The 15,585-nt window shown below is 45.9% G+C and carries 12 protein-coding genes; 3 read left to right on the forward strand and 9 right to left on the reverse strand.

Translation table 11 applies throughout. The annotated features are described in order from the left end of the window. Positions 1-108 precede the first annotated feature (108 nt). The 6 genes from vpsR to xerD all read right to left on the reverse strand — a co-directional run bounded on the left by vpsR (position 109) and on the right by xerD (position 8,217). Entirely contained in the window at positions 109-1,443 is a 1,335-nt protein-coding gene (gene vpsR, locus AB4507_RS13230) for a cyclic-di-GMP-binding transcriptional regulator VpsR (protein ID WP_372182817.1), read from the reverse strand. 271 nt (positions 1,444-1,714) lie between these two features. Beyond that, positions 1,715-3,247 (reverse strand): lysine--tRNA ligase, encoded by a 1,533-nt coding sequence (gene lysS / locus AB4507_RS13235; RefSeq protein WP_017059330.1) that lies wholly within the window; start codon positions 3,245-3,247, stop codon positions 1,715-1,717. Positions 3,248-3,345: 98 nt separating this feature from the next. Then, a protein-coding gene (gene prfB, locus AB4507_RS13240) for a peptide chain release factor 2 (RefSeq protein ID WP_100208942.1) occupies positions 3,346-4,444 on the reverse strand; the annotation gives its coding sequence in 2 pieces (ribosomal slippage) (positions 3,346-4,368 and positions 4,370-4,444; 1,098 coding nt in all). Positions 4,445-4,679: 235 nt separating this feature from the next. Further along, entirely contained in the window at positions 4,680-6,416 is a 1,737-nt protein-coding gene (gene recJ / locus AB4507_RS13245; protein WP_017059329.1) for a single-stranded-DNA-specific exonuclease RecJ, read from the reverse strand. An 80-nt stretch (positions 6,417-6,496) separates the two neighbouring features. Beyond that, positions 6,497-7,276 (reverse strand): thioredoxin fold domain-containing protein, encoded by a 780-nt coding sequence (locus AB4507_RS13250; RefSeq protein ID WP_017062874.1) that lies wholly within the window; start codon positions 7,274-7,276, stop codon positions 6,497-6,499. A 26-nt stretch (positions 7,277-7,302) separates the two neighbouring features. Then, positions 7,303-8,217: a site-specific tyrosine recombinase XerD gene (gene xerD, locus AB4507_RS13255; protein ID WP_017059327.1), complete on the reverse strand. Its 915-nt coding sequence runs from the start codon at positions 8,215-8,217 to the stop codon at positions 7,303-7,305. A 150-nt stretch (positions 8,218-8,367) separates the two neighbouring features. On the opposite strand from xerD, the gene fldB reads away from it, so the two are divergent. Then, positions 8,368-8,889, forward strand: coding sequence for a flavodoxin FldB (gene fldB, locus AB4507_RS13260; RefSeq protein ID WP_017062875.1), 522 nt, complete (start codon positions 8,368-8,370; stop codon positions 8,887-8,889). A gap of 146 nt (positions 8,890-9,035) precedes the next feature. Here the strand turns inward: fldB and brnQ are convergent, their stop codons facing one another. Continuing rightward, the gene (brnQ, locus tag AB4507_RS13265) at positions 9,036-10,349 is read right to left on the reverse strand and encodes a branched-chain amino acid transport system II carrier protein (protein ID WP_017059325.1); all 1,314 of its coding nucleotides are present in this window, start codon (positions 10,347-10,349) and stop codon (positions 9,036-9,038) included. Between the two features lie 314 nt (positions 10,350-10,663). On the opposite strand from brnQ, the gene AB4507_RS13270 reads away from it, so the two are divergent. Together AB4507_RS13270 and srmB are read left to right on the forward strand one after the other, a co-directional pair. Continuing rightward, positions 10,664-11,392: a tRNA1(Val) (adenine(37)-N6)-methyltransferase gene (locus AB4507_RS13270; protein ID WP_017071381.1), complete on the forward strand. Its 729-nt coding sequence runs from the start codon at positions 10,664-10,666 to the stop codon at positions 11,390-11,392. A gap of 107 nt (positions 11,393-11,499) precedes the next feature. Next, on the forward strand, positions 11,500-12,765 hold the full coding sequence (gene srmB, locus AB4507_RS13275) for an ATP-dependent RNA helicase SrmB (RefSeq protein WP_017059323.1): 1,266 nt from the start codon (positions 11,500-11,502) through the stop codon (positions 12,763-12,765). Between the two features lie 115 nt (positions 12,766-12,880). Here the strand turns inward: srmB and yaaA are convergent, their stop codons facing one another. Together yaaA and AB4507_RS13285 are read right to left on the reverse strand one after the other, a co-directional pair. Next, positions 12,881-13,657 (reverse strand): peroxide stress protein YaaA, encoded by a 777-nt coding sequence (gene yaaA, locus AB4507_RS13280; protein ID WP_017059322.1) that lies wholly within the window; start codon positions 13,655-13,657, stop codon positions 12,881-12,883. Between the two features lie 227 nt (positions 13,658-13,884). Next, positions 13,885-15,312: a sodium:alanine symporter family protein gene (locus AB4507_RS13285; protein WP_032545312.1), complete on the reverse strand. Its 1,428-nt coding sequence runs from the start codon at positions 15,310-15,312 to the stop codon at positions 13,885-13,887. Positions 15,313-15,585 lie beyond the last annotated feature (273 nt).

Genomic DNA, 15,585 nt, shown 5'->3' on the forward strand with positions numbered 1-15,585 from the left:
AACGATCAACGATCAACGAGAAGTTGTAGCAATGGATATAAAAAAACCACGCATCATGCGTGGCTCTTAGATTTACACTAACTGGATAGAATCAATGAATAGAGAGCTCTAAACAACACCTTCAGAAATCAGGCTATGTTTGTTCAGCAATCGGTACATGGTTGCACGCGAAACTCCAAGCTCCTTAGCGGCCAACGATACTTGACCACCATAAGATTCCAGAACAATCAGCAACGCATCTCGCTCTGAACGCTCACGGATACTTTTAAGACTGCGGCGCTCATCATTCTGTTTTGGTAAATCAAGTTGGTGATCTTCTATGATCACGGCATCCGACATCAGAACAACACGCTTTATCTGATTCATCAGCTCACGAACGTTGCCTGGCCAGTGGTAGCGATTCATTGAACGAATAGCATCCTCTGAGAAACTCTTAGCCTGAGCATTAAACTCTTTCGAGTACTCACGTAAGAAATGATTCGCTAACACAGAAATATCGCTCACACGTTCTTTTAAGCTTGGAACATGAATACGCAGAACATTGATATAGTGATAAAGCTCTTCATTGAAGTCGCCCTCGATCAACGCCTTCTCGATATCAGAGGAGTTCGCGGCCAGAATACGCACATCGACAGATTTAGGTCCATTCGCAGTTTCAATCTTACCTTCTTGTAGAAAGCGCAACAGGTTCAGTTGTTGATTGCGTGGCATCGCTAAAACATCATTAAGCAAGATGGTTCCGCCATCGGCTTCTTCCAACATACAAGGCGCAGTCGCTGACTGTGCTGATATGCCAAACACCTCGGCCTCTATTCTCATTTCAGACAAGGCACGACAGTTAACCGTTAAAAATGGTTTCTGTGCTCGCGACGAATTTTGATGAATCGAGCGTGCAATCGTCTCTTTACCAGCCCCACTCTCGCCATAAATCAAGATACTGACATCAGTCGGCCCAATACGCTTTACTTGGTCTCTCAAGCGCTTCACGGCCACAGAATCGCCTAGCAGTCCCATGTTGTTATTGATGCCGTAGTTTGGCCATACCTTCTGCTCAAGCTTAAGCATACCCAGTTGGTGACCAATGGTACTCAGCAATTGAGCATCTGGGATTGGTGCCGTGAAAAAGTCGATACAGAAGTTGACGATAAACTGGCAGATCGTATCAGAGCTTAATTGAGATTCACGGATAAAGGCGAGCCATCTCACCTGCTTGTTATTGCTCACAAGGTTAGCAATACCGTTGAGACTGAACTCATCATGACTAAGATCGACAATACCAATACATGGGCCAATATCAGCAATCAAGGCATCGGCTTTTCGTAAATCTGCACACTGGGTACACTGCCAACCCACTTGTTCTAACACTGATAACCAGGGTTCGTACGCACCACCAACGACGATAAGAGAACCTGGTAAGGAATCCATCTTAAATTGAGTTCCCATCCTTCTTCCTTATTCTATTTTTATTTAAATCAGACTAATACGAGTCACTGCTTCATCGTTCGACAAAATGCCGCGAGAGCGTATTCAGCGCAGAGACGTATAGTAGTGAGACTATCTTAGATTTTATGTCTCAATAGTAAGACTATGTCAGAAATAACGATTTTTCGAATCAAGAGTGCGGTACAGACTAGGTTTTGAAGCCCCAAAACAGAAAAAGCCACCCGAAGGTGGCTTTTTAATTACATAGGCTGTTACGCCCTATAAGCGAGAATTACGCCTGTGGACGCATTGCCGGGAACAAGATCACGTCACGGATTGTGTGCGTGTTTGTAAATAGCATTGCTAGACGGTCGATACCGATACCTTGACCCGCTGTTGGCGGTAGGCCGTGCTCTAGTGCAGTAATGTAGTCTGCATCGTAGTACATCGCTTCGTCATCACCCGCGTCTTTCGCGTTAACTTGCGCTTTGAAACGCTCGTCTTGGTCTTGTGCATCGTTAAGCTCAGAGAAACCATTCGCAACTTCACGGCCACCGATGAAGAACTCAAAACGGTCTGTGAAGAACGGGTTGTCATCGCTACGACGAGCTAGAGGAGAGATGTCCGCTGGGTAGCCAGTGATGAACGTTGGTTGAATTAGCTGAGGCTCAGCCGTTTCACCAAAGATCTCTTCTAGAAGCTGACCACATGTCCAGAACGTTTCTACGTCTACGTGTACAGATTTTGCGATAGCAACCATCTTTTCACGGTCTTGTAGGTCTGCTTCTGTTAGCGCTTGAATCTCAGCGTGCTCAGGGTTGTAGTGTTTGATTGCATCGAACATGCTCATGCGAGCGTAAGTGCCACCGAACTCAACCGTTTCGTCACCGTAAGGCATAGAAGTAGAACCAAGAACGTCCATTGCTGCCGTGCTTAGCATCTCTTCTGTCAGATCCATAAGGTCTTTGTAGTCAGAGTACGCTTGGTAGAATTCCATCATTGTGAATTCTGGGTTGTGACGTGGAGATAGACCTTCGTTACGGAAGTTACGGTTGATCTCGAATACACGGTCAAAACCACCCACCACTAGACGCTTAAGGTAAAGCTCTGGTGCAACACGTAGGTACATGTCGATGTCTAGTGCATTGTGATGAGTGATGAACGGACGTGCAGTTGCGCCACCCGGGATCACGTGCATCATTGGCGTTTCAACTTCTAGGTAGCCTTTCGCGCTCATGAAGTTACGGATTGAAGATACAAGCTTAGAACGCACGATGAATGCATTACGAGAATCTTCGTTCACGATTAGGTCAACGTAACGCTGACGGTAACGCATCTCTTGGTCAGTTAGACCGTGGAACTTCTCTGGTAGAGGACGAAGTGCTTTAGTCAGCAATTCAAACTCTTCCATGTTCACGTAAAGGTCGCCTTTACCTGATTTGTGAAGCGCACCTTTAACACCGATGATGTCACCGATATCTAGGCCTTGGTACTTCTCTTTCAGTACTTTTTGAACGTCTTTCGCTGCGTATGCTTGGATACGACCAGAAGTTTCTTGAATCGCAAGGAATGGACCACGCTTCGCCATAACACGACCAGCGATCGCAACGATGTGGTTAAGCTCTTCTAGCTCTTCCTTAGTCTTCTCACCGAATTCCGCTTGAAGATCGCCAGCTAGGTGCTCACGACGGAAGTCATTTGGGTGACCGTTAGCTTTGCAGTTTTGGCGGATGTGATCCAGCTTGCTGCGGCGCTCAGCGATTAGTTTGTTCTCTTCAGGTGAAGAAGCTTCTTGTGCGTTTTCGTTTTGAACAGCATCAGTCATTAGAGATGTACCCTGCTTTTAAAATTTGGACCGCTATATTTTTGCAAATATAGGCATTTTTACCAATATTATTGGTAAAGCTTAATAGTTGATAAAGCTTACAGACCTGATTTCAGGCTAGCTTCAATAAACTTGTCTAAGTCACCGTCAAGAACCGCTTGAGTATTACGGTTTTCGATGCCAGTGCGTAAATCTTTGATACGAGAATCATCCAGCACGTAAGAGCGGATTTGACTGCCCCAACCGATGTCTGATTTCGTCTCTTCGCTCGCTTGTTTTTCAGCATTTTGTTTTTGAATCTCAAGTTCAAAAAGCTTAGCACGTAGCTGCTTCATCGCTTGATCTTTGTTCTTATGCTGCGAACGGTCATTCTGACACTGAACCACAGTGTTAGTCGGAACGTGAGTAATACGTACCGCTGATTCCGTGGTGTTTACGTGCTGACCACCAGCGCCAGAGGCACGGTATACGTCAATACGTAGGTCAGAAGGATTAATGTCGATCGTAATGTTGTCATCAATCTCAGGATAGATAAACGCAGATGCAAATGAAGTATGACGACGACCACTTGAATCAAATGGTGACTTACGAACTAGACGGTGAACACCAGTCTCTGTGCGTAACCAACCGTAAGCATACTCACCAGAAATACGTACCGTTGCGCCTTTAAGGCCAGCAACATCACCATCCGACACTTCGATAACTTCAGTCTTGAAGCCTTTCGAATCTGCCCAACGTAAGTACATGCGCAACATCATTGAAGTCCAGTCTTGAGCTTCTGTACCGCCCGAACCTGACTGTAAATCGATGTAGCAATCTGATGCATCGTGATCACCAGAGAACATACGACGGAATTCCAGCTTCTCTAGCTTAGCTTCAAGCTCGGCCAGTTCTGGTTCAATTTCATCGAACGTTTCTTGATCTTCTTCTTCAACCGCAAGCTCTAATAGGCCATCAACATCCTCAACACCTTGGTCAAGTTGGTCGATCGTTTCTACTACCGCTTCCAATGCAGAACGTTCTTTACCTAGCGCTTGAGCACGCTCAGGTTCGTTCCATACATCCGGTTGTTCTAATTCTGCGTTTACTTCTTCTAGACGCTCTTTCTTAGCGTCATAGTCAAAGATACCCCCTCAGGATATTTGTGCGCTCAGACACATCCTGCAGACGGTTTTTTATAGGATTGATTTCAAACATTTTAGCTCATCATTTATGAGTAGAATTTAACCGAAGAATTGTACTCAAAAGTGTGACGGAGATACAGAATTTTTTAGAGTGGTGAACCAAGATTCAACAACTTAATGGGATATAAAATTGACAGGCATAAAAAACACGTAAATTTTGTAAGGGCAGGAAGGAAAACAAGCCCTGTTTTTGAACAGAGCTTGTTGAATTTGGCACTATATGATGAGCATTATTGAGCCCAAAATCACTATTTGGCTTCGATATGATCAATCATCAGCTGCAACGATTGGTTGCCGCGAAATTCGTTGATATCGAGCTTAAATGCAAGATGAACGGTTTTTACTGATGCATCAGGCCAGCGACGTAGGTCGACGTTAAAGGCAATACCGTCAATCATCACATTGGTTGGGTGGCCTTTGTAGAGCGGCTCAAGCATCAGCTTAAGGTGCTTTTCACCCACCAGCTTTTGGTGCAGCACTTTAAACTCACCATCGAAGATTGGCTCAGGGAAAGCTTGTCCCCACGGGCCACCTGAACGCAGCGTTTCAGCGGTGTGCATCGAGAACTCTTCTGGTAACAGCTCACCATCAGACAAGATAATGCCCTTCAGTGCTGTTTCTCCAAGTTCATTCTTCACCACATCATTGAACAGCTTGCTGAAGCGTTCAAAGTCCTTTTCCATGATGGTTAAACCAGCCGCCATTGCGTGGCCACCAAATTTAAGAATCAAGCCAGGGTTTTGAGTATCAATTCGGTCCAATGCATCACGCATGTGCAGACCCGGAATTGAACGACATGAACCTTTGATACTGCCTTCGCCGCCATCTGCAAACGCAATCACTGGGCGGTGGTATTTGTCTTTGATACGCGAAGCCAAAATACCAATCACACCTTGGTGCCAATCACGTTGGAATAGTGCCAAGCCAGAAGGTAGGTCGTCTTTACCAAATTCAAGGCGCTCACAAAAAGCCATCGCTTCTTGCTTCATACCCTCTTCGATCTCTTTACGTGTTTGGTTCAAGCCATCTAACTCACTCGCCATTCGACGAGCCGCATGGATGTTGTTACTCATTAGCAGCTCAACACCAAAAGACATGTCGTCTAATCGACCAGCTGCATTGATACGAGGACCAAGAGCAAAGCCAAAGTCAGACGCCACCAAACGCTTAGCGTCTCGCTTAGCAATTTCGATCAAGGCTTGAATGCCCGGACGAGCTTTACCCGCACGAATACGTTGCAAACCTTGATGAACTAAAATTCGGTTGTTTTCATCGAGTGGAACCACGTCGGCAACCGTACCCAGCGCCACAAGGTCAATCAGTTCCATCAACTTAGGTTCTGTCATGCCGCGCTCTGCAAACCAACCCAATTTACGCATGTGAACACACAATGCCATCATCAGGTAAAAAGCGACACCAACCCCCGCTAGGGCTTTCGAAGGAAAAGCACAACTTTCAAGGTTTGGGTTAACCATAGCATCGACCATTGGCAGTTCATTGCCCGGCAAGTGATGATCGGTAACCAGAACCTCTAGCCCTTTCTCTTTAGCAAAGCGAACACCTTCAATTGAAGATACACCGTTGTCGACCGTCATGATCACTTCAGCACCAAGCTCGATTGCCTGTTCAACAACCTCAGGGCTCAAGCCATAACCATCTTCAAAACGGTTTGGTACCAGATAGTCGACGTTAGAGCTGCCGAGCATACGTAACGCTAAAACAGACAGCGCCGAGCTGGTCGCGCCATCGGCATCAAAGTCACCAACAATGATGATGCGTTTTTGCTGCTGAATAGCTTTGAACAACAGCTCAACCGCAGCATCAATGCCGCCCAGTTTTTGATAAGAGTGCAAGCCTTTCGCTGCTGTCTCTAGTTGGTCGGCACTGTCGATTCCACGACTCACATAAATGCGCTTTAACAAGTCAGGTAAGTGAGCAGGTAAGACTGAAATGTCGACCTCAGGACGGCGTTGGATCTCTATCATATAAAAATGGGCCCGATATCAATCAGGCCACTCCTTAAATCAAAAACATGGGGGATAAATTGGCAATACAGAAAACGAAATTATTGCTCTAAACGTTGAAGAAGTTGTGCTGGCGGTAAGTAACCACTCACCAACTCACCACTTGCTAGCACGATAGCCGGTGTGCCATTGATGCCAAGCTCACGACCTAATTGGTACTGTTTAGCAATGATCTGCTTTTGCTCTGCTAGATCTTTACCAGACGCTGGCATTTGACGATTTACTTTAGCGTCATGCATCGCTGTTTTTGGATCATCTGAAGCCCAGATTGCTGCCATTTGATCGGCAACTTGCCCTGTCGCACCTTGGCGTGGGTAAGCCATGTAACGAACGGTAATACCCAGATCGTTGTAGCCCTGCATTTGGCTGTGCAGACGAACACAGTAGCCACACGTAATGTCAGTAAATACCGTCACAACATACTTTTCGTTATCGGCTTTGTATTCAATAACCGTATCCGACATCGCCGCGACTTTTTCAGCATTCAGCGGAGCTTGACGCTCAGCCAAAACATCACTGAACTTACCGTTTTCATCTAAAGAGTAAAGTGTACCGGCTAGAAAGTGATCGCCCTCTGGAGAAGAAAATATAATGCCGCTGTTGGTTTGAACTTCTAACAAACCATCGATATCCGAAGGAACAATCTTATCGACCTTAATACCGATTTTTTCAAAACGCTTAGTTAACGCAGCTGTATCAATAGCTTGAGCTGGAGCAGCTTCTACGGCTGTTGATGTTGTTTCTACTTTCGCTTCTGATGCATTACATGCAGTAATCATAAGAGGAAGCGCTAGTAGAGGAAGACGGCGTAATACGCTCATTAAGTTCACCTTAAAAATAAATGGATTTAAGCACGTGGGTGATGCTGCGCATGAATTTGCTTGAGCCTTTCAGTCGCCACGTGAGTATAAATTTGGGTAGTCGATAAGTCACTATGCCCAAGTAACATCTGTACGACCCTGAGATCTGCGCCATAGTTCAGTAAATGCGTCGCAAAAGCGTGTCTCAATACGTGTGGTGACAACAATTCTGTGTCGATACCAGCGACGACCGAGTAGTGCTTAATACGATACCAGAACGTCTGACGGGTCATTTGCTTGGCGCGTTTACTCGGAAAAACCACATCAGAACTGTTTTCGCCAAGTAGATGTGGACGACCCTGTTCAATAAAAGTCTCTATCCAATCCACCGCATTTTCGCCCATTGGTACTAAGCGCTCTTTGCCACCCTTACCAATAACACGCACCACGCCCTGTCTTAGGCTGATGTTTTCCATCGTCAAGCTAACCAGTTCTGTCACACGCAAACCGGTTGCATAGAGTAACTCAAGCATCGCCTTATCGCGAAGCTCAATCGGATCGTTCGGATCTGGCGCATCGAGCAAAGCATCAACCTGTTCTTCGCTCAAATCTTTCGGCAAGCGTTGCGGCAGCTTCGGGCTGATCAACAAGGCACTTGGATCATCGCCTCTGATTTTCTCGCGGTGCAAATATTGGAACAAGCGACGAATCGCCGACAACATACGGGCACGAGAGGTCTGCTTAAAATCGGCGTCGGCTAACCAGCCTTGATAATCCTGTAAACCTGAAAGGCTAATGAAGTCGAGGCGGTAATTGTTCTTTTCCATCCACGCTAATAACTTGGACAAATCGGTACGGTACGAGACAAGCGTATTCTCCGATAATCCTCGCTCCATCCACATAGCATCTAAAAACTGCTCAACGAGACCGTGGTCTGCGCTCTGCCCTTGAGGCGACTGCATAGTGTTACTCACAATATTGGAAACTGTTTTGAGAGTATGCCAGAGCAAATATGAATGCCATAAAAATTACGACTTGAGCGGATAATCGCTGCAATCGAAGTCGATTTATGGTTAGAATTCGCCATCTGAAATTAAAATCGAACGTTTGCTATGAAAATTGGATTATTTTACGGCTCAACCACCTGCTACACAGAAATGGCAGCAGAGAAAATTCGCGGCATTATTGGTGAAGACCTAGTTGATATCCATAACGTGAAAGAAAGCCCTCTTTCATTGATGGCGGACTACGACCTTTTATTGCTGGGCATCTCGACTTGGGACTTCGGTGAAATCCAAGAAGATTGGAATGAACTGTGGGAAGACATCGCAACCACGCCTATGAAAGGCAAGGTTGTGGCTCTGTTTGGTTTGGGTGACCAAGAAGGCTACGGCGAATGGTTCCTAGATGCGATGGGTCTATTGCATGATGAACTGAAAACCGCGGGTGCAGAGTTTGTTGGCTTCTGGCCAAACGATGACAGCTACGAGTTCGAAGCGTCTAAAGCGTTAACCGAAGACAAATCTCAATTCGTTGGTTTGGCGCTTGATGAAGATTCACAATACGAGCTAAGCGACGACCGTATCGCAAGCTGGGTTGAGCAAGTACTGGTTGAGTACAGCGAAAAGCTATAACCAAACAGAAGTACTCCCGGCTAAGTAGCTAACCAAGTAACTAGCTGGATATAAAAAGACCACAGAATACAAAAAGGCCTCATTACTGCGAAGTAATGAGGCCTTTTCTATTTCATCTCGAAGGACAATCTAATCTCAACGGAAGATTAAACAGTCTCTTCAGCCATCTCTTGTTCTGTTGACTTGCCAACAAAGAACATACAGATGATTGCAGCCGTTGTTGGAAGCAACCAACCCATACCGATCTCAAACAGTGGCAGCATCTTAAGTGCAGACACGTCTACACCCGCTACTTTAGCGCCATCAATAAGAGCAAACAGCAGTGACACTAATACCACTACGCGGTAAGCCGCTTTTGGATTAGGGAAACGGCTACGTAAGAATGTCAGAGCAACCAACGCGATAGCGACTGGGTACAGTGCAAACAGTACTGGAACAGACAGAGAAATCAGTTGAGAAAGACCAACGTTCGCTACGGTTGCACAAGCTACACCATTAATGATTACCCAAGTCTTGTAAGACAAAGGCGTTAGCGAGCTGAAGTAATCAGAACATGCTGAAACAAGGCCAATCGCCGTTGTTAGACACGCCAGTAATACGATCACTGAAAGCACTAGCTGACCTGATGGGCCAAACAGTGATTGAACGTAAAGGCTTAAGATAGCACCGCCATTGTCCGCACCCGCTGCGACTGTTGCGCTTGTTGCGCCCAAGAAGAACAGAGAGATATAAACAAACGCTAGACCAGCCGCGGCAATACAACCCGCGCTAATTAGGTACTTAGTCGTCGCTGCACGGTCAGTAATGCCCTTGCTACGAATCGCATCAACAATCAGCATACCAAACATCAAAGAAGCAAAAGTATCCATGGTGTTGTAGCCTTCAAGGAAACCTTTGGTTAGTGGTTGAGTGATGTACTCACCGTGAGCCGCAAGAATATCGCCTTGAGGGTTAACGAATACAGCAATCGCCAGCACAACCAAACCAACGAACAGTGCAGGTGTTAGCACCTTACCAATGACGTCAATAAGCTTACCTTGCGACCATGAGAAGAACATCGCTACTGCAAAAAATGCAATCGAAAAGAGAGTTAGGTGAGCTTGAGAGGCATCGATGAAGAACGGTTTCACCGCCATCTCATAGGCAACAAGGCCAGTACGCGGTGCAGCAAATGCAGGACCGATAATGATAAAGATCAGTACAGCCATGATGGTTGCTGCTTTCTTAGGAAGATCTTTAGTTAAGTGACCCCAAGAGCCACCAGCCACTGCGACCGCGACGATAGTGATTAACGGCAGACCAACGGCAGTCAGCAGAAAACCAGACATCGCTGGAAGGAAGTGATCACCAGCTAATTGGCCAGCTAGAGGTGGGAAGATGATGTTACCCGCACCCAAGAAAAACGCAAAAAGCATAAAGCCCAATGCCATTATATCTGTTAGTTTTAGACTCTGTTTCACAGATAATCCTTAATTATATTTATGAATTTATGTTGTGCTTACATGAATGTTACAGCTCAAAGCTGCCAATCAATCTATAAAATAGTCGCGCATAATGACGAAACAACTGGCTAGCTGCAAGCCACCACACAAAAACACCATATAAATTTGCATTTGAGAACAAAAAGCAGTGGATTCCACTAGATATGGAAATATTGCCATAATTATAAACTAACCATAATTAACAACAATGAATTCTCAAATAGAACATTGAGCCATACAATTAATTAACATTAGAGCTAATCACTTAAAATATATCGATATCCAGAACATTCATGAAAGACAAAAAAACCGAAACCAAAAGCTTCAATTTCAAAAAATTCTCTATTTACGGAGGACAAAGTGGCATGCCCGTCAGTACCGATGGCGTATTACTTGGCGCGTGGGTAAGCCTGCCACAAAGATCATGTGTACTCGATATTGGAACAGGGACAGGTCTGCTGGCTTTGATGGCTGCGCAGCGTTTTGAAGATGCTTCAATCTCTGCGATAGATATTGATCAACACGCCATTAATGCTGCCACAGTCAATATTGAGCAGTCGCCTTGGCAAGATCGCATCTCCCTTCATCACGGCAGCGTGTTGACAGCCGACTTTCCACAAAGGTTTGATACGATCATCTGTAACCCGCCCTACTTCAACTCTGGAGAACAGGCGCAGCAAAGCCAAAGAGCCACCGCCAGACACACCGACAGCTTGGATCACTTAGCGCTTGCCCAGCGTTGTTTCGAGATAACCACTGAAGCCGCGACTGCCAGTTTCATCCTACCGACGCCTGAGGGGGAAGGTTTTATCAAGCTTGCCGAGCAATGTGGTTGGTATCTAGCAAAACGCCTTGATGTGAAAACAACAGACAAGAAACCGGCTAGCCGAATTCTATTTGAGTTATCTAAAGATCCTGCTTGCGAGCAAGATTTGCAGCGCGAATCGCTTACAATTCACCATCAAAGTGGTTATAGCGAAGCATTTATTGCGCTCACTAAAGATTTTTATCTCAAGATGTAGCAAATACCATGTGATCCTAATCACTAATGCTTCTATAATGTCCGACTACTCTTTTTTATCGTCTGCTTTTTGAGGCAGAAACATTTATTGCTTGTGGAGAAACAACAGTGATCAGAACCTTTGCAGAACTCGATCTAAACCAAGAGCTGCTTAAAGCAATTGACGAAATGGGCTACGAACGTCCAACACAGATACAAGCTGAAGCAATCCCACAAGCGTTAGATGGAAGAGACGTTTTGGCTTCTGCGCCAACAGGTACTGGTAAAACAGCATCATTTGTATTGCCAGCACTGCAATACCTACTGGATTTCCCACGTAAGAAATCTGGCCCTGCACGTATGCTTATCCTGACGCCAACGCGTGAGCTAGCAATGCAGATCACCGAACAAGCACGTGAGCTTGCTAAATACACCAGCCTAAATATCTTCACGATCACGGGCGGTGTGATGTACCAAGAGCACGCAGATATCTTAAGTACCACTCAAGATATCGTAGTAGCAACACCTGGCCGTTTGATGGAATACATTGAAGGCGAGCGTTTTGACTGTCGTGCGATTGAATGGCTGGTTCTAGATGAAGCCGACCGCATGCTAGACATGGGCTTTGGTCCTGTTGTTGACCGTCTGTCTGCAGAGTGTCGCTGGCGTAAACAAACTTTACTGTTCTCAGCAACGCTAGAAGGTAAAGGCATTGAAGGCTTCACTGAAGATCTACTGAAAAACCCAGCGGAGATCGATGCGAAATCATCACTTCGTGAGCGTAAGAAGATCACTCAGTGGTACCACCGTGCAGACACAGCAGAGCACAAGCTGAACATCCTAAAGCACGTCATCACAGAGCAAGCTGAGCGCAGCATCGTATTCTTGAAGACGCGTGATCGTCTAGGTGATCTACGAGCTCAACTTGAAAGCGCGCAAATTCCATGTGCGTGGATCCAAGGTGAAATGCCTCAAGATCGTCGTAACAACGCGATTGCTCGTTTCCGTGACGGCTCTGTAAACGTACTACTAGCGACTGACGTTGCTGCTCGTGGTATCGACCTTCCAGACGTAAGCCACGTAATCAACTACGACATGCCACGTACTGCTGACGTATACCTACACCGTATTGGCCGTACTGCTCGTGCTGGTAAAAAAGGTAACGCGGTTTCTATCATTGAAGCGCACGATCAACTAATGATTGAGCGTGTGGCTCGTTACACAGACGAACCAATCAAAGAACGCTTTATTGAAGGCATGCGCCCTACGCATAAGAAAGCGGCCGTGACTAAGAAGAAGAAGCCGAAGAAAGAAGATAAGAAAGCGGTAGAGAAACAAAAAATCGCGAAGAAGAAAAAAATCGCGAAGAAAAAGAAAGCAGCAAAGAAGAAGTAATCTACCAGCTTCAACGATTCAATAAAAAAGCCCCATGCAGTTCGCTGTATGGGGCTTTTCTCTATCTGGTCTGTTATCAGGCTAAAACCGAGAGCTACTCGTTAGCCAAGGACTACTAGTTTTGCTCTTCGCGCTTAAAGACAAGCTCTTTCGCGTTCGACTCTTCTTCAACGAAGTAGTAGCCCGCCGTATCAAACTGGGTCAGCGCCTCAACCGAATCGATCTTGTTCTCGATGATGTAGCGAGCCATCATGCCACGCGCTTTCTTCGCGTAGAAACTGATCACCTTGTACTGACCGTTCTTGCAGTCTTTGAATACAGGGGTAATCACTTGGCCATCCAAGTTCTTCGGCTTCACGGCTTTAAAGTATTCGTTAGACGCCAAGTTGATCAACACATTGTCGCCTTGAGCATTCAACGCTTCATTCAGCTTGTCTGTGATGATGTTGCCCCAGAACTGGTACAAGTTAGTACCACGAGCATTGGCTAAGCGTGTACCCATCTCTAGGCGGTATGGCTGCATCAAATCTAATGGCTTAAGCAAGCCATATAACCCAGAAAGCATGCGCAGGTGGTCTTGTGCGTAGTCAAAATCTTCATCCGATAGCGTTTCAGCGTCTAGGCCAGTGTATACATCGCCTTTAAAGGCTAGGATTGCTTGGCGTGCGTTGTCTTGGGTAAAGGTCTCGCTCCACTGCTCAAAGCGCGCTACGTTCAACCCTGCGATTTTATCGCTGACTTTCATCAGTGCAGAAATATCTACTGGCGTCAGTTTGCGGCACTCTTCAATCAGCTCAGCAGAGTGTTCAACAAACTCAGGCTGACTAAAGCGTTCCGTCGCTAATGGTGATTCGTAATCAAGTGTTTTGGCTGGAGAAACGACAACTAACATAACTTTACCCTAATCGGTTATCTAACTGGATGCTGCTAGAGTATAGAAAAAACATCAACTTGTCTTTATGACTCTTCCTATTACTTTGATAGGGAGAATGAGCTTCGATAGGGAGAATAAGCTTTGATAGACAGAATGAGAAAAATGACAGGCAAACAAAAAGGCTAAGGTCGAAACCTTAGCCTTTCTAATCACTTTAGGATGAGCCGTTTATCGCTCCAACAAGATTACTTCTTGTTGTTGTCCCAAATACCGTCTTCCAGCTGAGACTTAAGCTCTGGGAAGTCATTCGAATCGAATGTTGGTACTTTACCCGCGTCTAGTTGGCGGTTGTAGTCTTTCGCTAGCTTAATCACGATACCTGATAGCAGGATAATCGCCACCAAGTTAACAATCGCCATTAGGCCCATCGATACGTCAGCCAGTGCCCATACCGTTGGTAACGTCGCTAGAGAACCGAACATAACCATACCCAGAACAACGATACGGAACAGCACTAGGCCCTTCTTGTTGTTGTGCTCAAGGAAGATAAGGTTCGTTTCAGCGTACGAGTAGTTTGCAATGATTGAAGTGAAAGCGAAGAAGAAAATCGCTACCGCTACAAAAATGCCGCCCCATTCGCCCACTTGTGCTGTTAGTGCACGTTGCGTTAGTTCGATACCCGTTACTTCACCGTGTGGTACATACTCACCAGACATCAGGATGATTGCGACTGTTGCTGAACAGATAACAATGGTATCCATGAACACGCCTAGCATTTGCACGTAACCTTGTGATGCTGGGTGCGGTGGGTAAGGCGTAGCAGAAGCTGCTGCGTTTGGCGCAGAACCCATACCCGCTTCGTTCGAGAACAAACCACGTTTGATGCCGTTAATCATCGCTTGTGCGATTGCGTAACCTAGGCCACCCGCTGCTGCTTCTTGCAGACCGAATGCACTCTTGAAGATAAGAGCCAGTACTTCAGGCACTTTCTCGATGTTCGCGAACATCACGTACATAGCGATCGCTAGGTAAGCCAATGCCATGATTGGAACGATGATTTCTGCTGTGCGTGCAATCTTACGGATACCACCGAAGATAACGAACGCAGAGATGATTACGATACCAACACCAACGTAGCTACGCTCAAGGTCGAATGCCGTATTCATTGCGCTTGCAATCGCGTTCGCTTGAACCGCGTTGAATACAAGACCAAATGCAATGATGAGGAAGATAGAGAATAGAACCCCCATCCAACGCATGCCTAGGCCTTTCTCCATGTAGTATGCAGGGCCGCCGCGGTAGTTACCGTCGTTATCACGCGTTTTGTATAGCTGTGCCAGTGTGCTTTCTGCAAACGATGTTGCCATACCTAGCATTGCGATTAGCCACATCCAGAAGATAGCACCAGGGCCACCAGCGGTTAGTGCTACAGCAACACCTGCCATGTTACCCGTACCTACACGAGCAGCGAGACTAGTACAAAGAGCTTGGAAAGAAGAGATACCAGCACTGTCTGCTTTACGGCTGTTTCTAAGAACAGAGAACATGTGGCCGAAATGGCGGAATTGAATGAAGCCTAGTCGTACAGTGAAGTAGATACCCACACCAACCAGTAAGTAAACTAAGATAGATCCCCAAAGGAGATCGTTCATCAAATTGATTAAGTCTGTCACGTGAACCTCGTAATTGAGTTTAAGCACCGATCATGCTTCCTAGCCTTCCTCTTAATCGCCTATGCCTCTGTCAATGTTGTGTCGGCACTCTTGTTATATTCTTGCGGCGATTGAGACTGTAAATGTCGCTTCATGCATCCATTTTACGTATCAGTGTATTTTTTGACGGGCGGATAATGCAGCGAGACGGCCTAAAAATCAATATGCAAATACACTTATATTAAAATGACATTTCACTAATAACACACCTTTTGTTAACACAACTTTCAACAA

This window comes from Vibrio sp. 10N.222.54.A3, from assembly GCF_041474095.1.
Lineage (GTDB): Bacteria > Pseudomonadota > Gammaproteobacteria > Enterobacterales > Vibrionaceae > Vibrio > Vibrio crassostreae_C.

What these genes read in the sequence shown, in the direction of transcription:
- vpsR (WP_372182817.1), bottom strand. Translation starts at nt 1,443, where the DNA reads ATGGGAACTCAATTTAAGATGGATTCCTTACCAGGTTCTCTTATCGTC.
- lysS (WP_017059330.1), bottom strand. Translation starts at nt 3,247, where the DNA reads ATGACTGATGCTGTTCAAAACGAAAACGCACAAGAAGCTTCTTCACCT.
- recJ (WP_017059329.1), bottom strand. Translation starts at nt 6,416, where the DNA reads ATGATAGAGATCCAACGCCGTCCTGAGGTCGACATTTCAGTCTTACCT.
- AB4507_RS13250 (WP_017062874.1), bottom strand. Translation starts at nt 7,276, where the DNA reads ATGAGCGTATTACGCCGTCTTCCTCTACTAGCGCTTCCTCTTATGATT.
- xerD (WP_017059327.1), bottom strand. Translation starts at nt 8,217, where the DNA reads ATGCAGTCGCCTCAAGGGCAGAGCGCAGACCACGGTCTCGTTGAGCAG.
- fldB (WP_017062875.1), top strand. Translation starts at nt 8,368, where the DNA reads ATGAAAATTGGATTATTTTACGGCTCAACCACCTGCTACACAGAAATG.
- AB4507_RS13270 (WP_017071381.1), top strand. Translation starts at nt 10,664, where the DNA reads ATGAAAGACAAAAAAACCGAAACCAAAAGCTTCAATTTCAAAAAATTC.
- yaaA (WP_017059322.1), bottom strand. Translation starts at nt 13,657, where the DNA reads ATGTTAGTTGTCGTTTCTCCAGCCAAAACACTTGATTACGAATCACCA.